The organism is Nostoc sp. (assembly GCF_036917935.1).
Classification (GTDB): domain Bacteria; phylum Cyanobacteriota; class Cyanobacteriia; order Cyanobacteriales; family Nostocaceae; genus Nostoc.
On record NZ_JBALEL010000051.1, the window covers coordinates 118490 to 131279 of the forward strand.

Sequence of the window (12790 nt, forward strand, 5' to 3'; positions counted from 1 at the left end):
ATGAAAGATAAAATGACTAAAGCATTATCAGATAAATCACGAACAAATCAGCTAGAGATATTAGATAAACTAGAAGATGTTGCTGAAAAGCTTGTCCAATATCTTTTTAAAAGTGGCAAAGGAATTGACCATTTTGTTCTTGAATATCAGCCTACTGAAGATAAGTATTCCGAAGATGAGGATTCACGAGCTACTTTCTATAAGAAACAGCATAGATTAATTAAAAATCAGATCCAAGAACGGCTTTCTGAATATGGCGAAACACGGGAAGATTCAGAGATTCAGTACTTCATTTCATACGCTGATAAGAAAAAGTATGTGTTCTTTTTATCCCCTAATAAAAGCCATTCTGGATGGAAACAATTATTTCCCAATAATCGAGAAATAATTTTAAATTTGGTTTTTAAGTTTTATATTCTTTCTCAAGGTTTATCTGTTGAGACAATGAATGGTTTTGAAGAATTACTCTTAGTTCATTCCAAAAATCTAACCAAATCGAAAAACGCTCTTGTGGTGTGGGGACAGAATTTGTTAATCAAATACAATCATCATGATGTACTAACATTAACCTTATCTAGAAAAAGCCGAATATTCTTACCAGAAGACCAGTACAGTACCATAGATAGTGACGAGCTAGAGGAGTTGTTAGTTTATAACAAGAAGAACTACTACTTTGAACGTGACCTCGATGCTCGCCGTAAAAATCCTATTTATTTTATGCAATTTCCTAAAGATAGCAAAGATTATGACAATTTAAAAAAGACTCAGGTTTATCATTACCAAAACCTTATGACAAAACTTGAGGATTTTTTAAGTGAGTGTGGTATTGACTTTAAACCCCTTCATCTTCAGGCTGACCACTACTTAGAAAACCCTTTTATCAAAAATATAGAATCTGTAGAATCATTAGAGATTATTAACAATACTGGAGTTGATCTGATTGAAGATGACCAACAATTTCTGAAAAATTTTCTGAAACATCAAGGCGTATCTCCTCTCACATTTTATAATTCTGGGAAAACTGTTAGTACCTATGAAAAAGTAGAAGTTGAGGGTGAGGACGATGCTTGCTGGAGAATTACTGAAGTTGTTCCCTGGTTAGAGATTGAACTGGATAAGGGAAAAAACTATTTAGTTCTCAATAAAGATTTGGAGGAAGAAGCGGGTTCAATGGCTTACCAGAGAAATGATAAACTCTGGTATCCATCAACAAAAATAGATAATAGAGAGAAAGTTGATTTCTATTCACAGTTAAAGAAAAGATTTAACTATTTGGAGACAGGAGAGTTTTTTAGCACGCAGGGGATAAATATATCAGATTTTAGGGCTGTTGGAAATGTAAAATCTTCTTCTTGGTCGGTTCTCAATTATACAAAAATTGATCTAGATATTCTGCGCCTGGATACGCAGGGTTTTACAGATGGGAAATTCTTGGATGTCGAAGGTTCTATTTCCTGCTATCTAAGAGGACAAGAAGATAGTAAACAATGGGAAGATTTCCGCGAGAGATACAAGATAAAGATTTCACCTAAATTTCAGAAAGTCTTGATTGAACTGGGAATTAAGAACTGGATCAGGGAAAGTCTTGTAAATCCCAACTTTGGCTTGTCTATTACTCCTCAATCATTTACTGAAAAACAATTCTTTACTATATATGTGCGTAGCCCGCGAAAAAAGGAAGCTAAAGCGGTAGCAGTAGAATTCTTATATAAAGAGGGTTGCATATATATCAAAAATGTAATACGCGAGATGAAACAGATCGAAGATAAATTCCGATTTTTAAGAAGACAAAAAAACAAATCAGAAAAATTAATTAACGATCAACAATATTTTGTAGATGAATCCGAGCAGTTATACATTAATTGTTATACAAATGATTTGTATACACCAACTTTAATTGGACGAAATGGTATTGTTGAAGATATGGAAAATGGAAAACTAAAAATTAATCGAGAAATTAAAGATGAAAATAGTAGTAGATTATTCCCTTTGGTGTCGTATTATAACGGTGAGATTAAACCCATTAACAGAATACAAAATATGATATGTTTTGATTTGGATAACGCAACATTTATTCAATATTATGTTCCGCCCGCCAAAAGTATTGATAGCTCTATTAAAAGAGGGTTTAGAGTCTATCATTTGATTGGGAAGACATATTCCGAAACTGAAATTCAGACATCTGAACTTATCGAGCATCCCATCACAGCTTTACATTTTAGTACACTAACTCAAAATATTTTAAAGATCAGTGATAATAGTCAATCATCCTTGCTACAAAAAGTTGCGAAGGTATTAATTGAAAATTGAGAAATAGTCTTATGTTGAATATCATTTCAAATATTTCTACCGCAGAGATGCCACCTCTGCTGCCCAAGGTTAATAGACATCTCCGAAAAAGAATCTCAAACCCTTATCCTGTCTAGGTGAAAACCTAATTTATGGAGATGTCTAATATTGTAGATATCGCAGTAGCTATCCATTCTTCGGTAAGCACCATCGATGAGTTGTTAGTCTTAGTCCTGTAGAAAATCAAGATAGCGAAAATGGGTGTTGGAGCGATCGCAGCTAAGAATCCTCATATTAGACTAAACGGTTTAGTTTAAAATAGTGATTAGTAAATTTTTGACTTACTTGTGACTAATAATTTTTTGAGAAGTTACGATGAAATCACAATCAAACTTTAGTTGAGACGTTTCCTTCCCAGGCAATCAAAGCATCAAACAGCAATGCTTCTTCCGTCAAATTTTACCAATTTATAGTAAATCTCAATTACCAATCCCATGCCACATCGTCATTATCCTCCCGCCTACTTACGCTATCTCAAAGCCAGGTTATGGAATCTAGGGCGGCCTGGTTTTTGGGGAACTGCAATTTTTTTATCTGTAGTAGGGTTAGTAATCTGGAAATACTGGTCAAACCCAGATATTTTCGTTTATGAGCAAAAAAAACCAGTCGTTTTACAAAAATCTGCTGATTCCTCCCTGTCAGAAGAAAACAAAGCTATTGCGGCAGATATTGATAACCTGCCAGTTTTATTTAATGACTTTGAGGAAGCAACTCTCTCACTAACGGCAAATGCGCCTAAAGAAAAGACTCAGACAAAAAAGAGCAAAGGCTTATTAGAGGATGTAATTAACAAACAAAAGTCTGCTACTGATACCAAATTAAATCCTGGTTTAGGCGTTAACGGCGACACCTCCCCAGCTGCTAAAAATCCCTTTGTCGTACAAACAGAAAATTTATTGCGTGGTGGAACGGTTGATAGTAGCAACCAGTTTCTAGGTCTTAAGACCTTAGATGCGGCGTCTGAACCAACAGGGGGCGAACAAACATCCTCTAGCTTGGGTATTGGATTCACTAATCAAACCAACAAGAATCAAAATTCTCTCTCTATCAGCCCTCTGCAAGCAGCGCTCAACCAATCGACAAATCAGAAATTGTCTAGCTTTAATGGTATCACTGCAACTCAGCCAAATGTCTTAGGCCAAGTCTCTGACCCAGCAACAACGCTAATGCCACCCATTAACAGCTTACCCAGTCAGAATTATCTACCAAGTACTGGGTTAACTTCTGGGACAGGCTACACGTCAACGGGTACGAACTTACCGCAAAATCCCTACAATAATTTAAATAACGGTCAAGTAGTGCCTAATGTCGCACCAGTGACGCCCCCTGCTACCTCTGTCGCACCAAGTAATATTGCACCTTACTCTAGCCAGAGTCCGAGTCAAAGTGTTGTCACACCCATAAACCCTGCGGGATATGGGAATTATGGGTTGCAGCAACCGACGCAACCACCACAATCTATTTATGGGAATTATGGGTTGCAGCAACCGACGCAACCACCACAATCTAATTATGGGAATTATGGGTTGCAACAACCGACGCAACCACCACAATCTAATTATGGGAATAATGTGTTGCAGCAACCAACACAGTCTAATTCCTTATATCTTCGTCAACTTCGAGACAAGTATATAGATCGAGGTCAAAGGTGATTTTAAGCGCGTTGGCTAGATAAAGTCTAGCTAAGGTGATTGTGGGCTATTTGGAATAACCGGAACTTCTGGTGTTTCGGGTTGTCGCTGTTGTCGTTGCAAATATTTACTCAATACATAAGCCATATCCCCACGGGTAACGGGTTTTAATGGGGAAATATTGCCTTGAGCATCTGTGTTCAGAAATCCCTCAGTAGCTACTGTTGCGATCGCTTTTCTAGCCCAAGCTGGGATAGACTTTTGATCTGGATGTGAAGCCAGAATCTCATTCACAGCGGCATCAGGAAACTGAAATACACCATAAGCCTGGGCAAAAATAGCCAGAGCTTCTGCCCTTGTCACTTTTTGGTTAGGGAAGAATTCATTACCCCGATAGCCTTTCATGATGTCAGTTTTTAAGACTGTCTGTATATCATTAAATGCCCAATAAGAACGAGGAACATCTGGAACAGTTAAATTTTCTTTGGTAACAGCTTCTCTTTTATCTAGGCGAAATGCCTTTACCATAATCGACGCTAATTCTGCCCGACTCAGTAACCTTTCTGGATAAAACTTACCATCAGGAAAGTTTGTCATCCATTTGACAGCAGTTACCTGTTGAATGGAATCATCTGGTATTCCAGAAGTAGTTTCTGGTGCTTGAGCAATTGCTGGCAAGCTTTGTAGTAGTGCCACTAAAGATAAAGTAATTGAAAGCTGACGCATCACCATAACCACTTTTAGCTGCTAACGTGAATTAAAAAAACTACGTTACTGAGGTTAACGCCAAATTTGGGGTTCCTAATAACTTCTAACTCAGTTAGTGACGAATTTAGGCTGGGCAATGTTGCTCCCGCTACGTAGCGTGTAGCTTTAAAAATTAGGACTGTGTTCAGAATCTTTACGTTAGTCATCTCCTCTGTTCCGGACACTAGGATGTTTTATTTTTTGTAAGTTCCTAATCAAGGAAGTAGAAATCAGCAAAAACTTGTTTTTTACCTTTTATCTTTTGGCGTTATCTGCCCACTACTATGGACTATAGTCAGTTTTTCAGGAGTTTTGGCAATGACAGCAGCAGCAGATCCCGTAAAGTTGATGAAGCAAGAAGTTGGCAAAGCCGCCGCAGCCCTGGTAAAGTCGGGTTCCATTGTGGGGTTGGGTACGGGGTCAACTACAGCATATACGATTCAGTATTTAGGCGATCGCCTCAAGTCTGGTGAACTCAAAGATATCATTGGTATACCTACCTCGTTTCAGTCAGAAGTGCTGGCGAAGCAGTATGGTATCCCTCTCGCCACCTTGGATGCTATCGACCACATCGATATTGCCATTGATGGCGCAGATGAAGTCGATCCGCAGAAGAATTTGATTAAAGGCGGTGGTGCAGCACATACCCGCGAAAAAGTCGTAGACTACCTGGCAGAACAGTTCATCGTCGTAGTAGACAGTGGCAAGTTAGTAGACCGCTTAGGTTCTAGTTTCGCTGTGCCTGTGGAAGTGATTCCAATGGCAATTACTCCTGTAACCAATGCCATCAAAAAACTCGGTGGCAAACCAGAACTCCGCATGGGTGTAAAAAAAGCTGGGCCAGTAATCACTGACCAAGGGAACTTTGTCTTAGATGTTAGATTTGACTCTATCGAAGATCCAGCCGGATTAGAAAAGACATTAAATAACATTCCCGGCGTTCTGGAAAATGGTATCTTCGTTAACTGTGTCGATTTAGTTTTGATTGGTGAAGTCAAAGATGGTCAGCCATTAGTGCGACAACTGTAAGAATTTTGGATTTTAGATTTTGGATTTTAGATGTCTCTAAAATCCAAAATTAAGCAATGTTACTTTTTATAAAACCTAAAAAATAGCTTTAGCCCATCTTCCGCTTTAGGCTTGCCGCACTCCCGCGCTATCATCTGAGAAAGATAAAACTGTTGCGATCGTGGGGAGGTCTTTCTCACTTCAGGAATTCCAATAACTAAATCATCCCGTAAGATAGACAGGCAAGAACCCTGCCCGATAAAAATATGGGAAAATTTTTGGGAAATCCCTCAAAACTCAGGACTCGCTACTTATCTGCTCACTCAGGACTCAGGACTCTTTATGTTAGCAGGCACAATTTTGCAGGATGGAAAATATACCCTAATTCAAGAAATAGGGCGGGGTGGCTTTGGCATTACCTTTAAAGCTACGCATCAATACTTGGGTCAGGAGGTGGTGATGAAAACCATCAATGAACGGCTGCGACAACATCCTGATTTTGCCAAATTCGAGGGTCAATTCCAAGATGAAGCCAGACGACTGGCTACGTGTATTCACCCAAATATAGTCCGAGTTAGTGACTTTTTTGTGGAAGCTGGACTGCCTTATATGGTGATGGAATACATTGCTGGCGAAACCTTGGGAGACGCATTTGTATTACCAGGGATAACTTTGCCTGAAGCCACAGCAATTCATTACATCCGGCAAATTGGGGCCGCGTTGCAGGTAGTACACAACAACGGTTTGTTACACCGCGATGTCAAACCAGATAATATCATTCTTCGCCTGGGAACGCAGGAAGTAATACTAATTGATTTTGGCATTGCCAGGGAATTTAATGGCGGTGTCAGGCAGACTCACACAGGTCTGGTTTCTGAAGGCTATTCTCCCATTGAGCAGTATATGACGCAAGCGCCGCGCACACCCGCCACGGATGTTTATGGTTTAGCAGCAACCTTGTATGCACTGTTGACAGCCCAAGTTCCCATGCCAGCATTATTGCGCGATCGCGAACAAATGCCTTCCCCCCGCGAACTGCAACCACACTTGAGTGCTGCTGTCAACCAGGCGGTAATGCGCGGTATGGCGGTAGAGTCTCGTTTTCGGCCAGCGACAGTTGCTGAGTGGCTGCAATTGCTACCTGGAAATGGGATGAATGGAACACCGCAAGTCTTACCCACTTACGCAGTGCCAACTGTCAATTTATCTGCCCAGCAAGCAGCAACTGTAATTGGGAAAACTGCCCAAAATTCTATTCATAGACCATCTGTGTTGGCGCAGCCAGGCATTGCTAAAGAAACTGTACTGGCTAAAAAGCTGGGGTCATCTCAGGTACTTATTGGTATAGGTGTAGCCCTAGTTGCTGCTACAGCAGGTTTTGGGATCACGAGCATATTACCCAAATCTCAGCAGCAGCCAACCGCAAAGCCGCTTTTTGAACAGCCAACTCAAGAAACAGGCACGAAAGTACCTAACTTCGATAGTACATCTTCACCCGGATCTGAAGAGACTAACACTACCTCAAGAACCGAATCAGCACCCGTCTCTAATTCCAAGCAGCGTCGCCGCAATCGTCGTTCTTCCCAAGAAGAATCTACCAGCCCCAAACCTACAGGAGAATCACAACGCGGCGATTCCGAGCAATCCACACCTTCACCTAGCGTTTCCCCCACACCCTCCTTAGTGGAGAAACTACGGGCAATCCGCTCATCTCGAAATGCTTCCCCCGCACCATTGCCATTCCCACAAAATAACTTACCCGCTTCTAGTCAAAATCCTGCCTCCCCTCAACCTGTAAGTCCATCAAAACCTGTACTTATACCAGCAGCACCACCAACGGAATCCAAACAATCAGATCCTTCTGCTGTAGTAGTACCAACACTGGAAAAGCAAAATTCATCGACTAATAGTCAACCCCAGAATATTCAGAAGCTGGAGGAAAAGCCGCAAGATGACAATAACTAGTCAATTTTGGATTTTGGTAAAGCAGCGTGGTGAGTCCACCACCACCCTGACTCCGATTAACAAATTACAAATTACGTAGCTTGCTTCTCGCCTTCTTTACGAGACGCTACGCGAATGGCGAGTATTAAGTAAGTAGGTGGGAAAATTTACAAGTATGTCATTGCGAGTGAAACGGAGTGTAACGTTCGCCTCCGGTCTCCAAGAGTTGCAATCACAAGGACTTTGACGGTTTTACATTTTGTTACATAGTTAGATTAATTCGTGCCTACCTACTTACGAATTACGAATTATTTTAGGAAGGATCAAGCCTATTCTGTACAACAACTTCCCCCTTCTGATTAATCTTCACCGGATTCTTGGGAAAAGCTTGATTATTCAAATAACGCATAAGTCTTATAGTCTGAAAACTCTGATCGATATGAGGGATTCCCTGCCGATCCATCCGAACCGGAATAATTTTACTTGATACCAAATCTCCTGCTGAGTTGAGTTTGACTTCTAAAATCATTGAGTCACCTGTTTGGGCATTTGTAGATAAAGTCCGATATCCCAAAAAGTTTCCTAAAGAATAGGCAATGATTTTTCCCTGATAAATTTCCATCGCTCTCGGAACGTGAGGCCCATGTCCTAATACTAAGTCTGCTCCTGCATCAATCATGTTTCGAGCAAACGCGATCGCATTACCTCGGTTTTCTCCATAAAAAAACTCTGTTTGATTTTTAACGTGTAGTGCCCCCGTTCCTTCCGCTCCAGCGTGCATCGATACTACTACAATGTTGGCTTTATTTTTGGCTTCTGCCACGAGTGCTTTAGCTGCTCCTAAATTATGGATAGAATTATACATTTCATAAGGAGAAAATCCGATCATTGCCACGGGGATATTGTTAGCTTCCAAATAAAGAATTTGCTTTTTATGACCTAATGTTGCAATGCCCACAGCCTGAAGATTTTTCATTGTATCTTTGAACCCTACCGGCCCGAAGTCCATAGCATGGTTATTTGCCATATTGAACACATTAAAACCAGCTTCAGCAAAAAGCTGGGCGTATGCAGGTGGAGAGCGAAAGGCAAAGACTTGTCCTCGACTAATATCTTTAGCAGTATAGGGATAATTAGTTAGGCTACTTTCAAAATTACCAAACAAGATATCAGATCCTTGTAAGTGAGTTCTCACTGACTTTGGTAATAATTGATCTCGAAAGCGAGGTAATCTATAGTTAGGGAAATTAGTGCCGGGAATAATATCTCCAACAGCTTTGATGGTAATAGTATTGGGAAAGGTTTGTTGTTGTGTTGTTGATGGCGTAAGTTCAGGAATAGCTAATGGAAATCGCACAGGCTTAGTAGGCATAGTAGCAGCGTTTAATCGCTGTGATTGCCCAAGCCGGATAATGACTCCTATACTAATACCCAGATATAAACAAACGCTGATAAAACTAAATGAGAGTACTCGCCCCAAGCTGCGATCTACCATCGTTCACTCCTCACACGATGGCATTAGTTTATCCCAAAAATCGGTGCTAACGGTGTATATTTTAGTGTTTTTCGGCAAATATTTGACTAAGTAAATATTGAGCCATAATCCTATCTCACTTGCAAATAAACAGACAAGTTGCTCAATATCCTTGTTAAAGGTAGGCAAATTTCTGCCACAGTGTAGTAATTCTTCAGTAATTTTTTGAACGGAGAGGGGGGGATTCGAACCCCCGTTGAGTTTCCCCAAAACGCATTTCGAGTGCGTCACCATGAACCGCTCGGACACCTCTCCAGCTATTTATTCAGACATTTGAGTATCTATTCTACATTCAAACGCTGCAAATTTAGGGAAATCTTGCCGGATTCCCGATACTACTATAGCATTATCGCTTTTTTTGCGTAACGCAATGCTCCAAGAACGCCAATACTCAAGCCCAAGAGATTTTCCATCATGGCGGTTGGTGAAATTAGCTGACGAGTCAATGACACGCAGAGATTTATATAAAGCTGTGAAGAAACGTTTCTTGTACCGAGACTAGAGTCCCAAGGAGGCGATTACACAGGAGTACGAGCTTGTTTAAATCGGGATAGTTTGGGTGCGTAATTTCGACTAAGTAATACAGAAATACCCAATTTGCTTTACTTGGTAGGTATAGAGACTTCCCAAATTCCTTGATTTCCACCATATTCCAGAACATAAATCTTATAGCCGATAATCTCAGCATCAATGGGATTACTAAAACCTCTGACAAGGCGCGTAGCATTAAGTTTATAGTTGGTATTTCCTACTTTAATTAACTTTAAATGCAGTAGGTCTTGGCTAGGATCTTTAAAAGGGCCTGGTACTGTTTCGCCAGTAGGATCGCCTACTGTCCAACTCAACATAAATCCATCTCTCTTGAATTCTGGACTCATTACTCCTTGTGTATCAAAAACTAAGCCTAAAGGAGAACGGTGTGTTGTAAAAGTGCTAAAACTTTGCCCAAGAACACTGGCGTCTTTGACTTTACCATCTAGAGGATCGCGGTAACTGTCTGCGTCCGGCCCTAAATTAGGAATTGGTTCAATTAAGTTTCCAGCAGGCCGAATAGGAAAGGTTGGATCGTTACGATAGTAGCCTTTTTGGATGGCGTTAAATCTAGGGTCTAACAATCGGTCATTGGCAGGATTATAATTGGGAAATTGTTGTGGATTGTCTGTCCCACCAATACGCCAGGGGAAGCCGTAATTACCACCTAGACGTAGCCAATTTAATTCTTCTGACATGTCGCGATCGGGGCCATTTTCTGTGCCAAATAAATCCCCATTGGGCGCAAAGGCCATATCGAAAGTATTGCGTGTTCCTTCTGCAAAAATATAGCCAGATGTCTTTAAGGTTGCTCGATTGTTTGCCAGAAAGAGATTATTGCCATTACTAGGAAGGCGGAGTATACAGGCAGTTAATCCGACTTCGCGAGTATTGGGATATAGACCATCAACAGACTGAACCTCACCATGATCGGTACGAGAACCGCTATTCACATAGATAAAGTTACCATCTAAGCTAACAACCACGCCGTTGAAGCGATGGTCATAAGCTGTTTTGCTTTTGGGATAGTTTGCACTCTTAGCTAAGATAGACCAGATACGCTGTCCTGTACCCGAATTAATTACGCCTTTAACAATAATTGCTTTAGTCTGCTCATTCACAAGGTTGGCATTGCCAACTAAATAAATTGTGCCGTTAGGGCCAATGGCCATACCTTGAGTTTCAGCTAAATTATGATTACTAGAGTTGTACACAAGTGTACTAGTAGAGGAGCCTAAATTAACTCGATAAATCTCACCATTTCGTTTGAGGTAATAGAGGGTATTGTTTCGTGGATCTTTTACAATCCGAACAGAAGGAGAGACTGATAACGTATTAATAATATTGCGAACCTTAATATCAGGACGCAGGGCTTGAGGCGCAACATTTACTCCAGTAGTGCTATGGTTTAATAAAACTATTGTAAATAACAGTGTTATTATAAATAACAGCGTTTGAGCAGCAAACTTACCGATAAATCTGCTTTTAACTTGGTTGAATAATTTAGTGTAATTCATAATTTTCTTCATAAAATGGTCAGTTAATTTTGTTGCTAAATTTTCTTGATGAGGGGAAACTTTTTAGAGATTACGGGGTGAAATGATCAATGGGTACTATTTATTATGCCAAACTGACTTCTAGCGTATAAGGAGTAGAGTTGCTGTCACTAGAGCCAGAAAAAGTTCCGCCATCTTGAGGAAAGAAAGCATATTTACTCACTGAAATCGAGTATGTACCTGCACCTAGTGAAGCGGTGATTAATGACCCAAAGTCGGGGCCACTATCGTCGTCACTTTGTAGTAAAATCCCAGCATTGTTAAACAGTCCGATAACCGTATCATCGGTTGTCACCGCACTGATGGTGACAGTTTTTGGATTTGCTAGAGAAAATGTAAAAAAGTCGAAATCGGGATTGTCTCCCGGTTGAACTGTTACTAACTCACCTGAGAGATTAACGTTTGAGCCGGATGATAAAGAACCCAATCCTTCAGCCCTAGCTAGTGTATTATTTGTAGCTTGTTGAGTATTTTCTCGCTCATAGAAAAAGAAGTCGTCACTATCAAGTTTGAGGTTTACTATGCCCTGCACAATACCTATAATTTCATCTGGCTCTGCTCCAGGTTTGTCTAAGAATATTTGTGTATTGACTCCAACAGTTTGTAGGCGGTAGTCCTTTGGGGAGCCTTTGAGTTCTATTCGGTCTTCATTACGGTTGAAGTCAGTAATCGTAGCCAAGTCCCTCAAACCAGCATTCGCAGTGTTTTTATCGTCGTAGTAGACATTTCTAGCGTCTCCAAGGACAAATCTATCTAGCCCAACTGAGCCAGTTAAGGTATCAGTCTCTCCTAATCCCGGTGAGAGTGGACTACCGGGCCAAACACCAATAAGGATATCGTTTCCAGACCCACCATTGAGTATGTCATTACCGGGGCCACCCTGTAGACTATCATTGTCATCTTCACCATTGAGGATATCATTGCCCACATTACCGTCTAGTGTGTCATTGCCTGCTTTTCCATTCAGAGTGTTATTAAAAGTATTACCAAAGAGAAAGTTGTTAAGACTGTTACCTGTCCCGTTGATGGCGCTAGTTTCCTTCAGCGTCAGGTTCTCCAGATTGACGCCTAGTGTGTAGGTGACAGAAGAGCGGACGGTATCTGTGCCTGAATTTACAGCTTCTGTAATGGCATCAACAGCACTGTCAATAACGTAAGTGTCGTTGCCTACTCCTCCATTTAAGCTGTCAGTACCCAAGCCGCCATCAAGTGTGTCATTACCAAGGCCACCGATTAAACTGTCGTTTCCTGTTCCACCAAATAGATTATCATTACCAGCTGCACCATTCAGGGTGTCGTTACCGGAAAGACTATTGACGTTACCACCATTAGCCCAACCATATATCGTGTCATCTCCCGAAGTCCCATTTCTGATGTCAGGAGATGTAGTGCCGTAAATAACTGCCATATTTATGATTTTTCCTGAATTTCTAACTAATGCCTAAGTTCGTCCTCAGTCAAAGAATTTTTCATCAGTTCAATGTTGATTA

General features: G+C 40.8%; 8 protein-coding genes and 1 tRNA gene. 4 read left to right on the forward strand and 5 right to left on the reverse strand.

Annotated elements, in window-relative coordinates:
• A complete protein-coding gene (locus V7K62_RS21270; RefSeq protein ID WP_334867523.1) occupies positions 1-2310 on the forward strand; it encodes a hypothetical protein in 2310 nt (769 codons plus the stop codon).
• 473 nt (positions 2311-2783) lie between these two features.
• Complete coding sequence (locus V7K62_RS21275) at positions 2784-4001, forward strand: hypothetical protein (protein WP_334867525.1); 1218 nt, start codon at positions 2784-2786, stop codon at positions 3999-4001.
• A gap of 30 nt (positions 4002-4031) precedes the next feature.
• Here V7K62_RS21275 and V7K62_RS21280 read toward each other — a convergent pair whose 3' ends face one another.
• A complete protein-coding gene (locus V7K62_RS21280) occupies positions 4032-4706 on the reverse strand; it encodes an S-layer homology domain-containing protein (protein WP_334867527.1) in 675 nt (224 codons plus the stop codon).
• Between the two features lie 339 nt (positions 4707-5045).
• Here V7K62_RS21280 and rpiA point away from each other — a divergent pair, with 339 nt between their 5' ends.
• Complete coding sequence (gene rpiA / locus V7K62_RS21285; protein WP_334867529.1) at positions 5046-5756, forward strand: ribose-5-phosphate isomerase RpiA; 711 nt, start codon at positions 5046-5048, stop codon at positions 5754-5756.
• 321 nt (positions 5757-6077) lie between these two features.
• On the forward strand, positions 6078-7700 hold the full coding sequence (locus V7K62_RS21290) for a serine/threonine protein kinase (protein WP_334867531.1): 1623 nt from the start codon (positions 6078-6080) through the stop codon (positions 7698-7700).
• Between the two features lie 292 nt (positions 7701-7992).
• On the opposite strand, the gene V7K62_RS21295 is transcribed toward V7K62_RS21290, so the two are convergent.
• From V7K62_RS21295 to V7K62_RS21310, 4 genes are all read right to left on the reverse strand, one after another.
• Positions 7993-9174 carry a CapA family protein gene (locus V7K62_RS21295; RefSeq protein WP_334867533.1) on the reverse strand — a complete coding sequence of 394 codons (1182 nt, stop codon included), beginning with the start codon at positions 9172-9174 and terminating at the stop codon, positions 7993-7995.
• Positions 9175-9383: 209 nt separating this feature from the next.
• Positions 9384-9468 (reverse strand) — tRNA-Ser (locus V7K62_RS21300).
• Positions 9469-9815: 347 nt separating this feature from the next.
• The gene (locus V7K62_RS21305; protein WP_334867535.1) at positions 9816-11261 is read right to left on the reverse strand and encodes a PQQ-dependent sugar dehydrogenase; all 1446 of its coding nucleotides are present in this window, start codon (positions 11259-11261) and stop codon (positions 9816-9818) included.
• A 103-nt stretch (positions 11262-11364) separates the two neighbouring features.
• On the reverse strand, positions 11365-12708 hold the full coding sequence (locus V7K62_RS21310; RefSeq protein WP_334867536.1) for a DVUA0089 family protein: 1344 nt from the start codon (positions 12706-12708) through the stop codon (positions 11365-11367).
• Between the last annotated feature and the right edge of the window lie 82 nt (positions 12709-12790).